At 34.0% G+C, this 18,460-nt stretch carries 20 protein-coding genes; 14 read left to right on the top strand and 6 right to left on the bottom strand.

Annotated features, from left to right (window positions below):
• Positions 1-244: 244 nt before the first annotated feature.
• The 3 genes from rodA to minD all read right to left on the bottom strand — a co-directional run bounded on the left by rodA (position 245) and on the right by minD (position 2,555).
• Positions 245-1,369 carry a rod shape-determining protein RodA gene (rodA, locus tag DES36_RS02000; RefSeq protein WP_113919545.1) on the bottom strand — a complete coding sequence of 375 codons (1,125 nt, stop codon included), beginning with the start codon at positions 1,367-1,369 and terminating at the stop codon, positions 245-247.
• 143 nt (positions 1,370-1,512) lie between these two features.
• A complete protein-coding gene (locus DES36_RS02005) occupies positions 1,513-1,755 on the bottom strand; it encodes a cell division topological specificity factor MinE (protein WP_113919546.1) in 243 nt (80 codons plus the stop codon).
• A 14-nt stretch (positions 1,756-1,769) separates the two neighbouring features.
• Positions 1,770-2,555 (bottom strand): septum site-determining protein MinD, encoded by a 786-nt coding sequence (gene minD, locus DES36_RS02010; RefSeq protein WP_113919547.1) that lies wholly within the window; start codon positions 2,553-2,555, stop codon positions 1,770-1,772.
• Positions 2,556-2,839: 284 nt separating this feature from the next.
• Between minD and DES36_RS02015 the strand changes: the two genes are divergently transcribed.
• The 9 genes from DES36_RS02015 (at position 2,840) to DES36_RS02050 (ending at position 10,372) form a co-directional block, all read left to right on the top strand.
• On the top strand, positions 2,840-4,801 hold the full coding sequence (locus DES36_RS02015) for an FAD-dependent oxidoreductase (protein WP_113919548.1): 1,962 nt from the start codon (positions 2,840-2,842) through the stop codon (positions 4,799-4,801).
• A 203-nt stretch (positions 4,802-5,004) separates the two neighbouring features.
• Positions 5,005-5,352: a NusG domain II-containing protein gene (locus DES36_RS02020; protein WP_113919549.1), complete on the top strand. Its 348-nt coding sequence runs from the start codon at positions 5,005-5,007 to the stop codon at positions 5,350-5,352.
• Between the two features lie 9 nt (positions 5,353-5,361).
• Positions 5,362-5,895, top strand: a complete 534-nt coding sequence (locus tag DES36_RS02025) for a Gx transporter family protein (protein ID WP_113919550.1) — start codon at positions 5,362-5,364, stop codon at positions 5,893-5,895.
• Positions 5,892-6,857: a polyprenyl synthetase family protein gene (locus DES36_RS02030; RefSeq protein WP_113919551.1), complete on the top strand. Its 966-nt coding sequence runs from the start codon at positions 5,892-5,894 to the stop codon at positions 6,855-6,857. The genes DES36_RS02025 and DES36_RS02030 overlap by 4 nt, the downstream gene beginning before the upstream one ends.
• A 99-nt stretch (positions 6,858-6,956) precedes the next feature.
• Positions 6,957-7,433, top strand: coding sequence for an S-ribosylhomocysteine lyase (locus DES36_RS02035; RefSeq protein ID WP_113919552.1), 477 nt, complete (start codon positions 6,957-6,959; stop codon positions 7,431-7,433).
• Between the two features lie 169 nt (positions 7,434-7,602).
• Complete coding sequence (gene msrA / locus DES36_RS02040; RefSeq protein ID WP_113919553.1) at positions 7,603-8,079, top strand: peptide-methionine (S)-S-oxide reductase MsrA; 477 nt, start codon at positions 7,603-7,605, stop codon at positions 8,077-8,079.
• A gap of 457 nt (positions 8,080-8,536) precedes the next feature.
• Positions 8,537-8,698 carry a hypothetical protein gene (locus DES36_RS14710; RefSeq protein WP_170128137.1) on the top strand — a complete coding sequence of 54 codons (162 nt, stop codon included), beginning with the start codon at positions 8,537-8,539 and terminating at the stop codon, positions 8,696-8,698.
• A gap of 540 nt (positions 8,699-9,238) precedes the next feature.
• Complete coding sequence (locus tag DES36_RS02045) at positions 9,239-9,592, top strand: Hsp20 family protein (RefSeq protein WP_113919554.1); 354 nt, start codon at positions 9,239-9,241, stop codon at positions 9,590-9,592.
• 207 nt (positions 9,593-9,799) lie between these two features.
• Positions 9,800-10,372 carry a cyclodeaminase/cyclohydrolase family protein gene (locus DES36_RS02050; protein WP_113919555.1) on the top strand — a complete coding sequence of 191 codons (573 nt, stop codon included), beginning with the start codon at positions 9,800-9,802 and terminating at the stop codon, positions 10,370-10,372.
• A 252-nt stretch (positions 10,373-10,624) separates the two neighbouring features.
• On the opposite strand, the gene DES36_RS02055 is transcribed toward DES36_RS02050, so the two are convergent.
• Positions 10,625-11,833: an aspartate kinase gene (locus DES36_RS02055; RefSeq protein WP_113919556.1), complete on the bottom strand. Its 1,209-nt coding sequence runs from the start codon at positions 11,831-11,833 to the stop codon at positions 10,625-10,627.
• A gap of 18 nt (positions 11,834-11,851) precedes the next feature.
• Entirely contained in the window at positions 11,852-13,084 is a 1,233-nt protein-coding gene (locus DES36_RS02060; protein ID WP_113919557.1) for a homoserine dehydrogenase, read from the bottom strand.
• A gap of 117 nt (positions 13,085-13,201) precedes the next feature.
• On the opposite strand from DES36_RS02060, the gene thrC reads away from it, so the two are divergent.
• From thrC to DES36_RS02085, 5 genes are all read left to right on the top strand, one after another.
• Entirely contained in the window at positions 13,202-14,668 is a 1,467-nt protein-coding gene (gene thrC, locus DES36_RS02065) for a threonine synthase (protein WP_341457118.1), read from the top strand.
• Positions 14,668-15,555, top strand: a complete 888-nt coding sequence (gene thrB, locus DES36_RS02070; protein ID WP_113919559.1) for a homoserine kinase — start codon at positions 14,668-14,670, stop codon at positions 15,553-15,555. Before thrC ends, thrB begins: the two co-directional genes overlap by 1 nt.
• Before the next feature lie 300 nt (positions 15,556-15,855).
• Positions 15,856-16,293, top strand: coding sequence for an ACT domain-containing protein (locus DES36_RS02075; protein ID WP_113919560.1), 438 nt, complete (start codon positions 15,856-15,858; stop codon positions 16,291-16,293).
• A gap of 227 nt (positions 16,294-16,520) precedes the next feature.
• Positions 16,521-16,748 carry a YgaP family membrane protein gene (locus DES36_RS02080; protein ID WP_170128138.1) on the top strand — a complete coding sequence of 76 codons (228 nt, stop codon included), beginning with the start codon at positions 16,521-16,523 and terminating at the stop codon, positions 16,746-16,748.
• A 239-nt stretch (positions 16,749-16,987) separates the two neighbouring features.
• Positions 16,988-17,689: a TetR/AcrR family transcriptional regulator gene (locus DES36_RS02085; protein WP_113919562.1), complete on the top strand. Its 702-nt coding sequence runs from the start codon at positions 16,988-16,990 to the stop codon at positions 17,687-17,689.
• 16 nt (positions 17,690-17,705) lie between these two features.
• On the opposite strand, the gene DES36_RS02090 is transcribed toward DES36_RS02085, so the two are convergent.
• On the bottom strand, positions 17,706-18,317 hold the full coding sequence (locus DES36_RS02090) for a molybdenum cofactor guanylyltransferase (RefSeq protein WP_113919563.1): 612 nt from the start codon (positions 18,315-18,317) through the stop codon (positions 17,706-17,708).
• Between the last annotated feature and the right edge of the window lie 143 nt (positions 18,318-18,460).

Genomic DNA, 18,460 nt, shown 5'->3' on the forward strand with positions numbered 1-18,460 from the left:
GTTTATACAAATATATTCGTAGGGGATGGAATTATGCATAAAAAGTGCCGGAGGCACTTTTTAGTTAAGCATAGCCTAGGGTCACCCCTTTAGGGTCCGTTTTATGTTCTACGTTCTAAGTAGTCACGGTATTCCTATTAAGAAAAAACTCAGGTCACCAAAGGTGACCTAAGCGCTTTTACATAGAACTTACAACTTACATCGTAGAACTCTCACCTAAAAAAGCAGACCAAAGTCTGCTTTTTTAGGTGAAATCTATATACCGTCTTCTAATATACACATTTAATACCATACCTATTATAATCATATTAGTCATAATAGAGCTACCTCCGTAGCTTAAAAATGGCAATGTTATTCCTGTAATAGGCATAATTCCCATAGTCATACCTATGTTTTCTACTATTTGAAACAAGAACATAAAAAATACTCCTGAAATAATCAAGGTTCCATAGTGATCTTTGGCTTCGCTTGCACCTTTTAGTAATCTGTATAAAAACAAACCAAAGAGGAATACTACAACAGCTGCACCGATAAAGCCAGTTGTCTCCGAAATAACGGAGAATATAAAATCTGTCCATTGGGCAGGCAAGTAGTTTAGTTTTGTCATGGTATTTTCTGCACCAAAGCCCTTTCCGAAAACTCCCCCTGAGCCTATTGCGGTCATAGACTGTATGGCGTGGTAACCATCACCTAAAGGATCGTTTGCTGGATTAAAAAAGGTAATCAATCGCTTTTTCTGATAATCATGCATATAAAAATTCCATATAAGAGGAAACCCTACAATGACACTAGCGATAACCCCGTAAATGTACTTAGTATTAAGCCCAGCTACAAAGAGCATTCCTGCTGCAATAACCACATATACTAATGCTTGCCCCATATCTGGCTGCATAGCAATTAACGCAATAACAGGTGCTATGAAAAGCGCCAAAGGCAATAAATCCACAATTCGATCTAATTTATCCCTTCGTTTATCTAATAATTTTCCAAAAGATATGATAAAAAGTAATTTTCCAATTTCTGAGGTCTGCAAATCCATAAAACCTAAATTAATCCAACCTCTTGTCCCCTTATTGACTACACCAATACCAGGCACCCACACTATTACTAGCAAAATTAAACATAATATATATATATGAATCCAATATTGACCAAGCAAGTGATAATCAATACTCATAACAATAATCATTCCCACTACGCCTATAGTAAAGGCAACTAATTGTTTAAAAATATAATCTGAAGACTCTCCTGCAATAAAATTCTCCGTATCTGTCGCCACCCAAATGGCAATCATACCTATGGTAAAAAGAGCCAGTATAACAAATATCAATGTATAATCAATCTTTTTTATGTAACTTAATGGTTTCAATTTAACCTCCCAGTTTAGTTCTAAGTTCTAAGTTTTAAGTTCTAAGTTCTTTAGTCACCTTCGGTGACTTTAAAGCTTTTACATAGAACGTAGAACATACAACTTATAACTTTTATTATTGTAACATAAAAAAGAGAAAGCTACTATACTTTCTCTTTTACTATGGGGAGGATGATTACGATTGCAGATTCTTTGTTTTCTTCTGTTATGTAAATTTCACTAGAACTTCGATTTACTGGAAAATGATCCTCTACTGAATGGATGATTTCTGACTTAATCATATCTAATTTTTCCGTATTCATATTATTTTTTTCATTGGACAGTAAGCTTTGAAGCCTTCTTTTAGCAATATCCTTACTATCTTGTTTTCCTCTAAAAAATAGCATCTTTATTCATCTCCTTAATTCGTACTAAAAAGCCGCTGAATAAAATTCTTCTTCACATCTAATTCTACATAGGGTACTTCTTCACCTAGGATTCTCTCGGCAATATTACGATACGCTTGTCCAGTAAGGGATTTTTGATTACCTACTACTGGTTCTCCCCTATTTGTTGTAATAACAATATCTTTATTATCAGGAACAATGCCTAAAAGATTCACTGCTAAAATGTCAAGCATATCGTCTACACTTAGCATCTCACCTTTTTTTACTAGATCTGATCTTACTCTATTTATTATTAGATTTACCTCTTGTATACCTGCACTATCCAATAAACCAATAATTCGATCTGCATCCCGAACAGCTGATACCTCAGGAACTGTAACTACTATAGACTTATCTGCTCCTGCTATGGCATTTTCAAAACCTCTCTCAATACCAGCAGGGCAATCAATGAGAATATAGTCAAATTCTGCTCGCAGTTCATCACATAACTCTATCATATCGCCTGGTGCAATATCGGTTTTATTATTCGTTTGAGCTGCTGGAAGCAAATAGAGCTCTTCAAAACGCTTATCTTTAATTAGGGCTTGACTAAACCTACATCTTCCCTCTACTACGTCTACTACATTATATACAATTCGATTTTCTAAACCCATTACAACATCGAGATTCCGAAGTCCAATATCTGCATCGATTACGACTACTCTTTTATTCATCATAGCCAGTGCGGAACCTAGATTTGCTGTCGTTGTGGTTTTCCCTACGCCACCTTTTCCTGAGGTAATAACGTAAACTTGTCCCATAGGAACCCCTCCTGTCTTTTTATCACTCATTTTAGCAAAATTGTCATGCATATTTTGTCTTCTAATGTAAAATATCCAATTATTTTTCGCAGTTTAAAACTTTTTTGAGTACAAGCATGCATTCCTAGTTAATAAATAAATTGTTGAATTAATGGATAAAATATATTAATATATTAGATATACAAAATATTTACCCTAATTTTATTGTTTTATATTGTTTTTTTGTAGTGCATTTATTTATGTAGGATATTTATGTTTATCACAAAAATTTAAGGAGGATTAAAATGGCAAAAAAGATAGTAATCGTAGGCGGAAGTTATTCTGGTGTCAAAGCTGGTAAAACCCTGCATAAATTATTTAAACATGACGATCATGTAGAGATAACCTTAATTGACAAAAATAACTTTCATACTCTTATGACAGAATTACATGAAGTAGCTGGTCATCGTACTGAACCTGAATCAGTTCAAATAAACTTGCAAAAGATTTTTGCTGGTCGTAAAGTAAATGTGGTAAGAGACATCATAAAAGAATTTGACTTTTCTAAGAATCAATTAAAATCAGATAATGAGACTTATAGTTATGATTATCTCATTATGGGTGCAGGTAATGAACCTAACTTCTTCGGAGTAGAGGGAGCAGAGGAAAACTCATTTACATTGTGGTCTTTTGAAGATGCTGTGTTATTAAGAAATCACATTGAGGATATGTTTGCTCAAGCTTCCACAGAAAAAGATCCTGCCAAGAGAAAACAGCTCCTTACTTTTGCAGTATGTGGCGGCGGATTTACAGGTGTTGAGATGGTAGGCGAAATCGGCGAAGCAAAAAAACACCTGTCAAGAAAATATAATATTAATGAAAAAGAAGTAACGATCTATAATATCGAAGCCATGAATCGTATATTAAATATGTTAAAAAACGACGCTCAAGTGGCTAAAGTTGAAAAACGCTATAAGAAATTAGGCATTCAACTTCTTAAAAACTCACCAGTAGTTAAAGTAGGTCCTGATTCTGTTACCCTAAAAGATGGTACAGAAATCCCTACTAAGACATTGATCTGGACTACAGGTATTAAAAACAAATCTAATCTTAGTGAATTAGGCTTTGACCTTGGTAGAGGTGGAAGAATCGTAGTAAATGAATCCTTACAACCACTGAAGGACGGAAAAGCTACTCGCAATGTATTTGTTATAGGAGACAGTGCATCTTACGAGGATGAAACAGGTCCATTACCACAAATTGTAGAAGCTGCTGAACAAACTGGACATACTGCAGCAATGAACGTTGCAGCACTTATTAAAGGTGAAAGTTTACACAAACATAAACAAAATTATCATGGATTTATGGTGTCCATTGGTTCTCAATATGCTGTTGCAGAAACTGGATTTAACTCATCTGGCTGGCTTGCTGTATTGATTAAACATCTCGTCAATATCTACTATCAAATCGGTGTTGCTGGTATAAGACAAGTGTGGAACTATCTCAGACATGAATTCTTCCACGTTAAAAACAGAAGAAGCGTATTTGGAGGCTTGTTCTCCTCATCTTCTAAAAACATTTGGAAATTACCACTACGATTGTGGTTAGGTTATATGTGGCTTGTCGAAGGTATGGTAAAAATCGGAGAAGGCTGGTTAGAATCCCCTAAAGTTGTGGATACAATCAATGCTATTGCAGGCTATGCTCCTGCTGGTGGAGATGGTGGCACAGGAGCAACAGCTGCAGCTGGTGCCGCTGCAGAAGCAGTAACTGCTGCTACAGGTGCTGCTGGTGGCGCTGGTAGCATAGTAGGTGATGTAGGTAATGCTACTACAGAAGCTACAAATCAACTACACCCATTCTTCCAATGGGCAGTAGACCACGAACCTGCTGGTTTTGGAGATGCTATAATGAATGCTCCTAAGTGGATGGTCAATATGGTTAATAGCATTATCAAACCTATTGAAGTTCCATTCCAAACGATGATGGTTGTAGGTGAAATTGTTATCGGATTGTGCTTAATATTTGGCCTATTTACTTTCTTAGCTTCTCTTGTTAGCGTTGGTATGGGTATAGGTATTGCCTTTACAGGAATGGCTGATGCTTCTATGATTTGGTATATTGTTTGTGCAATTGCCCTAATGGAAGGTGCCGGTCGTGCCCTAGGCTTAGATTACTATGTAATTCCCGCTATCAAGCGTTGGTGGTCAAAACTCGGATTTGTAAAAAAATCATATTTATACTTTGACGAATTCGAAGAAAAATAATAATCGTGCAATGAACTACCTTTGGGTTCTAGGAATTAGACTGGACTTTGCTAAATGAGTATTAAATGGTATAATAATGATAAAAGTATTCACTTTTATATATACAAAGTAGGACTTTCCTAATATAGGAAAAAAGGAAATCCTTCTTCGAAAAGAAGAAGGATTTTTTTAATAAATAACGGACACGAAATATAGGTGAAAATATGAAGAAACGAGATATTTGGATAATACTAGGCGTTCTTATAATAGCTCTAATTGGAATTGTATTTATAAACTTAAATAAAGATAGTGAAGCAGAAACACTTTTAAGGGTTACTTCTGAAGGAAAAGTGTATAAGGAGATCCCACTAACAGCAGAGACAAATGAAACCTTTAATGTAGAAACGGATCTGGGTTTGAATAAAATCAAGATAGAAGATGGCGTAGTTTCCATTTATGAAGCAGACTGTCCAGACCAAATTTGTGTGCACAACACACCTATTGACCAAGTCAGCGAGATGATTGTTTGTTTGCCTAATCAGGTAATCGCTGAAATCATACCAAATAATTAAGGTGATATCATGAAAATTTCTACTCGAAAATTAGTATACATCTCCATGTTAGTAGCGCAAGCCATGATCTTAAGTTATGTAGAATCTCTATTACCCGCTATTCCTATACAAGGAGCAAAACTTGGTTTAGCCAATATTGCCACATTACTAGCTCTCTCTACATTAAGTTTTAAGGAAAGCTTATTAATCGTGATAGCTCGAACATTTCTTAGTTCCTTTATGTTTGGCAATATGACTGTCTTAATTTACTCTCTAACCGGTGGTATATTTAGTTTAATCGCTATGTATGTAACCTTTAAATTGTCAAATAATAATTTTAGTCTAATAGCAGTTAGCATCATTGGCGCTGTTTTTCATAATGCAGGACAATTAACTGTAGCTGTTTTAATTCTTCAAAATAAGAATGTATTTTTGCTTTGGCCTTATTTACTATTAGTAGCTATACCTACAGGTATATTTATTGGTATCGCTTCTAATTACTTGCTAAAATACTTGCTAAAAGGTAATTTTAACTTTAAAAATAAAAAGGTGAGATTAAAATGAGTAATTTCTGGAGTTTATACCCAGACCTTCAAGAACAATTAGATGAAGTCACAAAAATCATTGAAGATTCTGTAAGGGATTCACATGATTTTATCATAAATGCAGTGCACGACACAGTCCAATCAGGTGGCAAATTGCTTCGACCGGCTTTTGTTCTATTGGGTTCTACCTTTGGCGAAGAGCCAAAAAGAAATATCCTCAATTTAGCTGCTATTGTAGAAATGCTACATATCGCAACTTTGATTCATGATGATATTATCGACGAAGCAAAGCTTAGAAGAGGAGTTGAAAGCGTACAAAGCAAATACGGCAAAGACTCTGCTGTTTTTATTGGTGATTACTTATTCGCAAAAATTTTCACTTTAGTGAGTGAGGACTTTCACAAAGAAAGCGCAATAGGCTTATCAAAAGTAATTATGAAAATCTGTCGGGGTGAACTTATCCAGTATAGTGTACGCTATAAATTTAACTCCAGCATAATGCAATATTTACGTATTATTACAGGAAAAACAGCTTCATTATTTTCTGTTAGCCTATTAGTAGGTGCAGAAGAAACAAATGCAAATGAGAAGATAAAAAGTGCATTAGCAAAAACCGGATACCGAATTGGTATGGCCTTTCAGATTATTGACGATTGTTTAGATTACTCAACAAAAAATATTATTAAAAAAAGTACTATGAACGACTTAAAACAAGGTTATTTAACTTTACCTGTCATTTACGCATTGCAAAATGATAAAGACGGCAAACTAGAAAACTTGTTAAAAAACAGTACCTTTACTAATGAAGAAATTGGCCTTATACACTCAGCCGTCGTTGAAAACAATGGTTTAGAACAGTCTAGAACTCTTGCAAGAAAATACACACAAAAAGCATACGACTCCCTAAGGAAATTGCCCGATTGCGAAAGCAAAGATAGGCTAAAATACATTATAGATAAATTATTAATTCGAGACTACTAAAAGATTCTAGAACCCTCTAGAATCTTTATTCTTTTGTGAGTAAGCAGCTGAGGCAATCTGCGATATTTTATGATATAATAACTACGAGGAGGTTTAAAAATGAATAAAATCGCAAGTTTTACTATAGATCATGAAAAACTCTTAAAGGGATTATATGTATCTCGAAGAGACCAATTAAATAACTCTGTCATCACAACATTTGATATTCGGATGAAACAACCAAATAAGGAACCTGTAATGAACACTGCAGAAATGCATACAATAGAACATCTAGGGGCAACCTTTTTAAGAAACCATAATGAGTACAAAGAACAAATTATATATTTTGGCCCTATGGGCTGCAGAACTGGTTTTTACTTGATCTTAGCTGGAGATTATACTGCTGAAGAAATAGTACCTCTCATAAAAGAACTATACGAATTCATATCTCGTTTTGAAGGACAAGTACCTGGTGCAAGTTCAATTGAATGTGGAAACTATCAAGATATGAATCTAAATATGGCAATTTACGAGGCAAAATTGTATCTAGATTTATTAAATAATAGCACCGAAGAAAATTTTAATTATCCCTCATGATTTCATATCAATAGTTAAACGATTGTTGAGCGATTGTTAAACAGTTGTTATAGTATCTAGGGTGCTACATTTATTTAGCTATCAGCATCTAGCAACGAATACTTTGTTTGCTGGCTATAGCTTTTATTTCTGACATCTTGCATCTAACAACCAAAAAGGGTGGTGTATTATGAAAAGTATCGTTTTAGCAGGTGGATGTTTTTGGGGTGTACAGGCTTATTTCCAAAGACTAGATGGCGTTGAAATGACAAAGTCTGGTTATGCAAATGGAACTACTTTACATCCTACTTATGAAGAAGTTTGTATTGGCAATACAAATCATACAGAAGCAGTGATGATACAGTACAATGAAGATAAGATTCACTTAGAAAATATTTTAGATAAATTTTGGGCAATTATAGACCCTACTCTCTCAAACAGACAAGGAAACGATATTGGCACTCAATACCGAACGGGCATTTATTATCTCGATGAAGAGGATTTAGAGACTATATTAGACTCTAGAAGCCAATTACAGAGTACATTATCAAAACCAATAGTCACTGAAATCAAACCATTAGAAAAATTTTTCGAAGCGGAAGAATATCATCAAGATTATCTCAAAAAAAATCCAAATGGTTACTGTCATATTAATTTAAACCAGTAATCACACAATTCCCCTCTTTGCATAAAGTGTGTTAGGAGATATAGGAACTTGATTTTCTATCTCTCCTTTAATTTCATTTCCACCTAAACAACATTCTCTAAATCCTTTTTTCTGCAAATAATTTCTACATATTCCTTTTCAGTTTTGCATTTTTTTGTAAATATAATTTTCTATCCGCTTTTTCTTGTTAAAAAATCTTTATCGATAAGAAAACACGTCTAATGTTTCGAAATAATTTCAAGAATTTTAAATATAAAAACGCGAAGGAACTTCAGCGCACATAGGTTTATGCTTTTGTATTGTCGAATAATGGCATATTCTTTTCATTGTTTTCTAGCAACGACTATAGTAATGTATAAGTAATAAAATGTACATTTTTCCAATATATGCAAATATTATTGTGATATCAATATGAGTTATAGACTTTGTTCAAGAGTAAGAAAATTACGAAAGGTAAGTGATAACAATGAAAAGATGCTCTTCATCTATTGTTTCTAATACCAAATCAAAAGGTATATTTAGATTTCAAGATCCTGCTGGTTCTTTTGGTGCTACATTAATCACTAATATAACTCCAGGACCATTTACTGTAAATGTGAAACATTCATTGCTAAAGTAGTGGTAAAGAGCTTTTGGAATTAGTATATAAGTCGAAAGCGAGTGTTTAAATATGTTTGTATTTGAAAGAGCCTTGACTCAAATTTCAATGATATTAATAATTGGATTTAGTCTTTACTTATGGTTTAAGGAAAAAAATAAGGATAATTCTTAAGATACTTATAAAAGAGATTTCAGTTTTTACTGGAATCTCTTTTGTAAGCCTAAATTTATTAAGTAGGTAGTATTTTGCCTCTGTTTTTATCATTATTTATAATCACCTTCTTGCAAACAAGAGGTTATTTTAAAGTTATTGGATCTCTTCTCCCATTTTTTCAGTCCATTTTCTAGTTTTTTCATCCATTATTTTATCCTCTTTTTTGTATTATATCTTAAATAAAATTTTATATAGTGAACAAAGGTAGTTGTAATTTTGCGATAATTTGTAACTCATGGGTCTTTCTGTAACGTTTTATCCTTGCTGGAATATAATGCACTATAAAAATTGTTTTACTTCTGTTCCTTTATCCACCAAAGCAAGTAAAGCAAGGAGGGTGATGTCATGGATTACCGTGAAAAAAATGATTTTGAAAACATTGCACGCTTATTTACAGAAGAACCTGAAGACAGGAGAATAGATGCAACTATCAATGAAAAGGATCACGAATACGTTGTGCTTATGAAACTAATAGGGTTTAATAAAGATGAATTGTCAATATATATAGAAGACAATACCCTCTATGTTGAAGCAAACAGAGAAGATATTTTAGATGAAGACAATGACGATTATACTCTAAAAGAACATAGTTATTCTTATTGTCAAAGGAGTTTTTCTTTAAACGGAATCGATAAAAGCCAAATAAGCGCATATTATGAAAATGATATTGTGTCTATACATTTACCTAAAATCAAATAAGGTCATCACCAGATGACTTTATTTCATTTAGTTCTAAGTTCTATGTAATAAGTTCTAAGTCTTTATCTCGCCTAAAGGCGAGTATGATTTTTTCCGCTTTCAGCATTCAGCTTTCCGCTTTTAAGTTTTTCCTGACCACCTAATTTCCAGTTTATATTTCTCTCAATCCGCACATACTAATACTCACAACAATTGAGGAGAGATTTTATGTCTATTGCAGATCAATCTATAAAAGTTTTTCTAGAAGAAATCGCTTCTAAATCCGGCACTCCTGCTGGTGGAAGTGTGGCTGGACTTTGTGGAGCTTCCGCAGCAGCTATGGCTGAAATGGCCCTTCGCCATACTATAGAAAAAACGAAGAATCCAGTATTTATTGAAGAATTAAAAGAGTGTACCGTACAGTGTACTGTCTACCGAAATGAGTTCTTATTTGACATGGACAGAGATACATTGTCTTATAAAAGAGTTGTAGATGTCATGAAACGAGAGATAGATACTGATGAAGACAAAAGAGCTAAGAATGAAGAGCTACAAAATGCATATAAAGAAGCTGTAGAAATTCCTTTAAAGATGACCTATAGAATAGTAAAGCTAATGAAAATAATAGAGAAAATCATCGATAAAGGAAATAAAAACTACCTAAGCGATGGCGCCGCCGCCTACCTAGTAGCCAAATCCACCCTAGACTCTTTAATCTATCATATTAAATTTAATTTAATTTTTATAGAAGATTCAGAGTATGTAGAGAAAATTACAAGAGAAGTGGAACAACTAAGCTAGCCATCAGCAACTAGCCGCCAGGACTATAAAACAGCAATCAGCGGTCAGCTACCAGCTAAAGCTACCGTTAGTAGCCTTAGTTTTAGTATGTACCACATTGATATAACTGCAAATTAGAGGTATTTGTTCTTACAAAATGTTTAAAACCAGCTAATTAGTCTACTGCCACCTTTATAGTCATGGAGCAAATTAAAGCCACCAGAGGTGGCTAAATGCTGATGGCTAGTTGCTGATAGCTGGTCGCTGGTTTCATCACATATCAAACTTCTTATGAATATACTTCATAGCCTCTTTGCCTTTTTCTTTGTCAATAATGCAAGAAATCTTTATTTCTGAAGTGCTGATAGCTTGAATGTTGATGCCTATTTCGTAAAGAGCTTCAAAGAATTTTGAGGCTACTTCTGCGTTGGCTACTACACCTGTACCTACAACAGATAATTTAGATACGCCTGTATCATATACGACTCTTTCTGCTTCTACATCAAACGCAAATTTTTGGGCTGTTTCGTTAGCTCTTTGAAGTTCATCCATGGCTACTGTAAATGTAATGTCGTTTACTCCATTTCTATTGACATTTTGTACAATCATATCTACATGAATGTCTTCCTTTGATAATAAACTAAATAATTTAAATGCAATACCTGGTTTGTCTGGGACTCCTAAAACAGATATTTTTGCAATGTCTTCATCTAATGATATTCCTCTAATTAAAACTTTTTCCATGCTTATATCCTCCTCAATAATTGTACCTTTATGGTCATTAAAACTAGATCGGACTACTAAAGGCACTTTATAATTTCCTGCTAGTTCCACGGAACGTGGATGTAAAACTTTTGCACCTAGTGCTGCTAATTCAATTACTTCATCGTAGGAAATGGCTGGTATTAAACTGGCTTCTGACACAATCCTTGGATCTGCAGTATACACTCCATTAACATCCGTATAAATCTCACACTTTTCTGCTCCTAAAGCAGCTGCTAAAGCCACTGCTGTAGTGTCAGAGCCGCCCCTACCTAACGTAGTAATATCCTTATTGGCATTGACCCCCTGAAATCCTGCTACGATAACGATTTTCTTACTTTGTAGTTCTCTCATTATCCGCGTAGTATTGATAGAATCTATTTTGGCCTTATTAAATCGATCAGAAGTAATGATTCCGCACTGTGCACCCGTTAAGGATATGACATCGTGACCCATTTCTTGTATAGCAATGGCTAATAAAGCAATAGAAACTTGCTCACCAGTTGCAAGAAGCATATCCATCTCTCTTGCTGCAGGTTTTTCGCTAATGGTATAAGCCATTTCTAACAAATGATCTGTAGAATCTCCCATTGCTGATACTACTACCACTACATCTTTTCCAGATTCTTTTGTCTTGATTACCCGCCTTGCCACGTTTTTTATTCTTTCAATGTCCCCTACACTTGTTCCACCGTATTTTTGAACGATAAGATTCTTCATTTGTATCTTTGTCCCCCATTACGAATATATTCTAGCGTAAAATAAATTGATGTTTTTTGATTTAAGTTCAAGGACTAATTCTTCAAATTGATCTGCTCGGACTTCATCTGTAACAACGAAAACTTTACTTCTATTAAATATAATTTTTTTATTATTTGAGAAATCACTGATTGTATCTATAATATGGCTAAACTCTTCGTGATTATCGCTATCTGCTCTTAGATAGTATTTACCTGAGAACTCTTTTATTCCGCCGTTTTCTAATTGCTGATCTAATACAATTTCTTGTTTTCTAAAATCTGCATTGATAATATACATTAAATCTCCTACCACAGCATTAGCAGTAGCATCTTTCCCTGCCCCTTTTCCATAAAACTGTAACTCGCCGATAATATCTCCATTTATAGATATGATATTAAACTCTTCATTTACATTACTCATTATATCTTTTGTTGACAGTAACACAGGTTCAACCGTAGCATAATAAGTGTTACCCTCTAATTTAGAGTGGGCTAAATACTTAATTACATACCCCATATCGTTGATGGTATCGATGTCTGCAGAAGTAATTTCTTTTATTCCTCTCTTTTTAATATCTTCATCCTTAATATGAAATCCAAAAGACATAGAAGATAAAATGGACAGTTTTCGTGAGACATCAAAACCTTCAATATCTGCTGTTGGATCTGCTTCTGCAAATCCTAATTCTTGCGCTTTTATTAGCGTCTCTTCAAAGTCCCAGCCTTCATCACTCATTTTACTGAGGATAAAGTTGGTGGTTCCATTTAAAATTCCTTTAATTTCACTGATTTGATTAATTCTAAGAATTTGAATTAGAGAAGTAATGATTGGAATTCCGCCGCCGACGCTTGCCTCGTATAAGAAACTTACATTGTTTTCTCTAGCTGTCTTGTAAAGGACATCCATATATTCTGACACAGCTGCTTTATTTGCCGTAATGACATGCTTGCCTCTTTTCATTGATTGTATCATATAATTGTATTCTGCTTCCAGACCGCCCATAACACAGATAACTACTTTAATTTCTTCATCATCGATTATATCTTTAAAGTCCGTAGTCAAGTACTCTGCTGGCACATCGACTTTTCTCTTTTTGTCTATATCTCGGACCATAACTTTTGAAATAACGATTTCTTGCTTCGATGAAGCAAAATAGTTACCTCTCTGATGGTTTATAATCTCGTAAACACCAGTCCCGACAGTACCGAGACCTAATAATCCTACTTTCACGTCAACACCACCTAAATATTTTATGTTTTTCTGACGAAAACACTTGTTTTTATTTTAGAAACATTTTATCATAGACAATAGAATAAAACAATAATATTTTTGGAGGTCAATATGAACATTTCTTATAAAAGTACACGTTCAGACAAAACAATAACAGCTTCTCAAGCCATACTAAAAGGTATATCTGACGAAGGTGGACTATTCGTACCTACTGCTTTTCCTCAAATAGACCTAGAGAATTTAGTCCATAAATCTTATAAAGAAATTTGTTACTCTATTCTCTCTAAATATCTTCCTGAATTTAGTGAGAATCATTTAAAAGACATTATAGGTAAAGCTTATGATAAGTTTTCAGTGCCTAAGGTAGCTCCTGTGGTAAGCTTTGGCAATCGCCATATTCTAGAATTATTCCATGGTCCTACTTTAGCCTTTAAAGATGTAGCACTAAGCATATTGCCTTACCTTATTCAAGTTTCAGCAAAACTGCAAAATGTAGAAGATAAAATTGTGATTTTAACAGCTACTTCAGGTGATACTGGCAAGGCAGCTTTAGAAGGATTTGCAAATGTAGAAAATACAAAAATCATTGTCTTTTACCCCTCTGAAGGAGTAAGCAGTATCCAGAAGAGACAAATGACTTCTCAAGTAGGAAACAATGTTTACGTATTAGGAATTGAAGGTAATTTTGACGATGCGCAAAATGGTGTAAAATCAATATTTAGTAATAAAGAATTTAAAGAAAAACTAAAATCAGAGAAGATTATATTATCGTCTGCAAATTCCATTAATATTGGTAGACTTCTTCCTCAAGTAGTTTATTATTTTAGCTCGTATATGGAATTAGTTCAAAAAGGCGCTATCGCATTAAATGATTCTGTCAACTTTACCGTTCCTACAGGCAATTTTGGCGATATTTTAGCTGGATATTATGCAAAGAAAATGGGATTGCCTATTCATAAACTCCTATGTGCTTCTAATTCTAATAATGTCCTCTACGATTTCTTTAAAACAGGAACGTACAATAAAAACAGAGAATTCATTAAGACAATCTCTCCTTCAATGGATATATTGATCTCTAGTAATTTTGAACGAATGTTGTACCATGCTAGTAATAATGATCAAGAACTTATCGTCAATTTAATGGAAGAATTAAATACCAAGGGCAGCTATACTATCCCTGAAGAGATGAAATCTGGTATTTCAGAGCTCTTCTATGGTTCTTACTCTGACGAAGAATCTACAAAAAAGGTCATAGGACAAGTTTATGAAGAATACAATTATGTCTTAGATCCTCATACAGCGGTAGCCTACAAAGTGTGTGAAGATTATGTAAAGAATACATCTGATGAAAGGACAAATATTATACTGTCAACAGCCAGTCCTTTTAAATTCCCAGAAGCAGTATATGAGTCAATCTTTAAAAACAGTGATTTAGAGGTATATGAATTGATCGATAAGTTAGCCCAAAAGACAAGTCTTACAATTCCTGAACCAATTAAGAAATTAAAAGATTCTGCAATTCTTCACAAAAAAGTTATTTCATCCGATGAGATGAAAGAAGCTGTAGGAGAAATTTTACTTTAATGTATAAGATAAGTGTACCTGCTACTAGCGCAAATATTGGTCCGGGTTTTGATTCTTTTGGCCTTGCATTAAATGTATATAACAAATTTTTCATTGATTATGCAGAAGATTTGATTTTTGAAAACTGTGAGGTTGCAAACAATAAAAATAATTTAGTATATACCTCTGCCATGTCCTTATTTAACGATTATTATAAAGGAGAACATGTTCCAAGAGGTCTATACATAAAATTTGAAACCCAAATTCCCCTTAGCAGAGGATTAGGTAGTAGCGCTACTTGCATTGTAGCTGGCCTCATAGGAGCAAATCTACTCCTTGGTCAGCCCTACAGCACAGAAAAGCTTCTAGAAATGGCTGTACGTATCGAAGGACATCCGGATAATGTAGCTCCTGCTTTTTTTGGAGGATTAAATATTTCCACCAAGTCTAGAAACCGTATTTTTCACAAAAAAGTTCAAGTTTCTGATCGTTACAGCTTTTATGTACTCATTCCTGACTTTACACTGTCTACGAGCAAATCTAGGGTTGTATTACCTGAGCAAGTCCCATTTAAAGATGCTGCCAATAATATTGCCAATGCATCCTTAATGGTGCTTTCTCTAATGGATGGGGATAAGGAGACCTTACGTTTTGTGTCAAGGGATCAATTGCATGAACCTTATCGCAAGGAATTGGTTCCAAGCTTTGACTTTATCAAAGAAAAAGTATTAAGTAACGGTGGTCTTAGCTGTTTTTTAAGTGGTGCGGGACCAAGCCTTCTTTGCATTGTAGAAAATACTGAACAATTTGAAAGAAGTATACCAGCTATTTTAGGTGGATTAAAATCAAAATGGATAATCCAACAAGTAGATATTGACTATAATGGTGCCAAATGGGTGAAAGTGTAATAAGAAAGTGCCTGGGGCACTTTAGCCATCAGCAAACAGCGACCAGCCACCAGTGTCTCAGGGATAGGCTCTGCGGGTCAAAGATCCTTCGCTGACGCTCAGGATGACTAGAGTAGGGACTTAGGTCTTTATCTCATCCAAAGACGAGTAGTGCTTTTCCCGTCCAACCGACCAACGAACCAACCATCCAACCATTCATGCTGGGCTCTAGGATGACAGGGTTAGTAGTTAAGATTAAAAGTAAGACTTTCCCATTCAATAAAACAGGCATAAGGATTGCCTAATTTAAGGTGATATAGAATGATAACAAAATATCTAATCATAAGCAAAGAAATACTTCCTGATTATTTTGATAAAGTAATTGAGGCGAAAAAGCTTATAGACAGCAATCAAGTAAAAGGCGTAAGTGAAGCTGTAAAAAAAGTAGGCATAAGTAGAAGTACTTATTATAAGTATAAAGACTATGTCTTCGTCCCTTCAAATCAATTAGGAGGTCGCAAAGCAACCTTATCTCTTGTATTAGAGCATCATAAAGGAGTACTCTCTAATATATTAAATATTATTGCAGATAAAAACGGAAACATCCTGACGATCAATCAAGATATTCCTATAAATGACAAAGCCATCGTATCCATTACTCTAGATATACTAGACTTATCCATAACCCTTCAACACCTCATTGAAACTCTTACTAAATTAAAAGGGGTAGCTTCAGCAAAACTTGTAGCCATTGAATAAAACCAGCCACCAGCTACCAGCCGTCAGCTATCAGTTTGGAGTATTCCTTTCAGGTCTTCTTAAGCTACCTTTAGGTAGCAAAGTGCTGGTGACTAGCCGCTGGTCGCTGACCCGAGAGGAATACCCATGAGAAAAGGCTGACCCCATAGCAATACCCATGAGCCAATGCATATTTTCTTCAATACTTCAAACAATAATATAAAGTTTTGAGAAATGGAGGGGTTATTTTGGTTCGAAAAAATATTGGCTTGATTGACGCTTATGCTCGACTTTCTTGTGGATTAACTATGTTTGGTATGGGAATATGCAAAAAATCAAAATTTATGATTGCTTTAGGTGCTATGAAGACTGCAGAAGGAATAACTGGTTTCTGTCCTATGTATCACTTTATGGGAATGTCCACTAAGAAAAGCGATAATATTATAGGAACCGTTCATGAACTGATTCGAAAATAATATTACAGAGTAAATAAACATCGTTAATTATAAAAATAGATATACAATTACAAAAGGGCAAATTTTGCCCTTTTTTGTAATTGTATATCTACTACACTTTAGATTTTGTAGTTATTAGTCTTATTCCTTGATTTTGTAACTATTTATTTAAAGCCAATATTGCATTTGTGTAATTTTTATTAATTTGTAATTTTATTGAGTTTATTTATATGATATAATGAAAGAAAGGAGGACTACGTATGGCAAGCTATAAGAAAAGTGCAGAAACAAAAAAGAAAATTTTAGACGCTAGTAAAAAACTCTTTTATGAAAAGGGTTATAAAGCAACTTCTTGTAAAGAAATTTGTGAATTAGCAGATGTAAATCTTGGTCTTATACACTATCATTTTAAAACAAAGAAAAATATTGCGTCTATTATTTATGCTAATAGTTTATTAGAGGTCAAGGATTTGGTTCGAATAAAAATGAATAAAATCTACAGATACTATGAACTAAAATATGGTACAGCAATAGAAAATTGGGTCTTTATGAGTGGCTATCTTATGGATGAAAATTATAGGCGATTTTTCTACGAAATATGTCAGGAAAATGTCCTAGTAGATGAGAGAACGGATATCATCGACTTTTTCTATCGTTTACATGTTAATATTTATAATTTAGACATCTCCCCAAAAGAAGTAAAACTCATCAGAGTATGTGTAGCTGCAATCACTATGGCTCTTGTAGAAAAACATGTGGAAAACTACTTAGATTTATCCATAGAAGAGCTTATAGAATACAAAATTCGCAACTTGTACAAACTTATGAAATTGTCTGATGAAGACATTAATGATATCGTTAAAACGTCTTATGATATGTACCAAAACTTAAATATCGAATTTGGAAAGCATTTTGAAATATATCGAATCGAATCATTGACAAGTAAGGCATTCGTAATCTAATAATAGTTTTTCAATGCTACATATTTAGGTTGCTCCACTGTGTTTCTAATTCGAGTAAATCTTCTTTTGTATTAATATTTAGGAACAGATCCCAATTAGGGCTATACTCTCGGGCAATCTCTTCCTCGATATAAATACTGTTAAAGTTCTTGAGGAGTCCAAAAACCGACCTTTTCCCACTTTTTAAGTACTCCTCTATAGGACTTATTAATTTTTTTGAATAAAACCCATGAAAAGGCTCAATCCATTCCTGATTAAACACTGTAACACAGGCATCACAATCTACCTGTTCCATTCTATTTTTCAAATATGCAATATAATCAAAATTAATATAGGGCATATCACAAGCCATAACATAACCGTATTGGTTTTTAGCCATTTTTAATCCTATATGTATCCCACTTAATGGTCCATAACCTGGTATTTCGTCTTGAACAGTTCGGCAAGGCAAATTAGTATAGTGCTCAGAATTATTTGTAACTACTACAATATCATCAAATACTGTGTATAATCTATTAATAATATATTCTACTAATAAAATATTATTGACCTTTAATTGTTGCTTATCAAACCCCATCCTACTGCTCTTCCCACCTGCTAGTAAAATAGCCGTCCCAAATTTGTTCATAAGCCTTTCCCTTCGTAAATGTCTTAATATCTTTTCCTAATGTTTAACCTATTATAACAAGAAATTGCGTGAATGAATAGTTTTTAAACGATAAAAGGGTAGAAAGTGGAAGTGGAAACTATTTAATTAGAATGTTGAAAAAA

This window comes from Alkalibaculum bacchi (assembly GCF_003317055.1).
Taxonomy (GTDB): domain Bacteria; phylum Bacillota; class Clostridia; order Eubacteriales; family Alkalibacteraceae; genus Alkalibaculum; species Alkalibaculum bacchi.

Coding starts and splice junctions, on each gene's coding strand:
- DES36_RS02055 (WP_113919556.1), bottom strand. CDS start 11,833: ATGAAGAATCTTATCGTTCAAAAATACGGTGGAACAAGTGTAGGGGAC.
- minD (WP_113919547.1), bottom strand. CDS start 2,555: ATGGGACAAGTTTACGTTATTACCTCAGGAAAAGGTGGCGTAGGGAAA.
- DES36_RS02020 (WP_113919549.1), top strand. CDS start 5,005: ATGAAGAAACGAGATATTTGGATAATACTAGGCGTTCTTATAATAGCT.
- DES36_RS02090 (WP_113919563.1), bottom strand. CDS start 18,317: ATGAACAAATTTGGGACGGCTATTTTACTAGCAGGTGGGAAGAGCAGT.
- DES36_RS02025 (WP_113919550.1), top strand. CDS start 5,362: ATGAAAATTTCTACTCGAAAATTAGTATACATCTCCATGTTAGTAGCG.
- DES36_RS02085 (WP_113919562.1), top strand. CDS start 16,988: ATGGCAAGCTATAAGAAAAGTGCAGAAACAAAAAAGAAAATTTTAGAC.
- DES36_RS02030 (WP_113919551.1), top strand. CDS start 5,892: ATGAGTAATTTCTGGAGTTTATACCCAGACCTTCAAGAACAATTAGAT.
- DES36_RS02005 (WP_113919546.1), bottom strand. CDS start 1,755: ATGCTATTTTTTAGAGGAAAACAAGATAGTAAGGATATTGCTAAAAGA.
- DES36_RS02075 (WP_113919560.1), top strand. CDS start 15,856: ATGATAACAAAATATCTAATCATAAGCAAAGAAATACTTCCTGATTAT.
- DES36_RS02035 (WP_113919552.1), top strand. CDS start 6,957: ATGAATAAAATCGCAAGTTTTACTATAGATCATGAAAAACTCTTAAAG.
- DES36_RS02045 (WP_113919554.1), top strand. CDS start 9,239: ATGGATTACCGTGAAAAAAATGATTTTGAAAACATTGCACGCTTATTT.
- thrB (WP_113919559.1), top strand. CDS start 14,668: ATGTATAAGATAAGTGTACCTGCTACTAGCGCAAATATTGGTCCGGGT.
- msrA (WP_113919553.1), top strand. CDS start 7,603: ATGAAAAGTATCGTTTTAGCAGGTGGATGTTTTTGGGGTGTACAGGCT.
- DES36_RS02015 (WP_113919548.1), top strand. CDS start 2,840: ATGGCAAAAAAGATAGTAATCGTAGGCGGAAGTTATTCTGGTGTCAAA.
- DES36_RS02050 (WP_113919555.1), top strand. CDS start 9,800: ATGTCTATTGCAGATCAATCTATAAAAGTTTTTCTAGAAGAAATCGCT.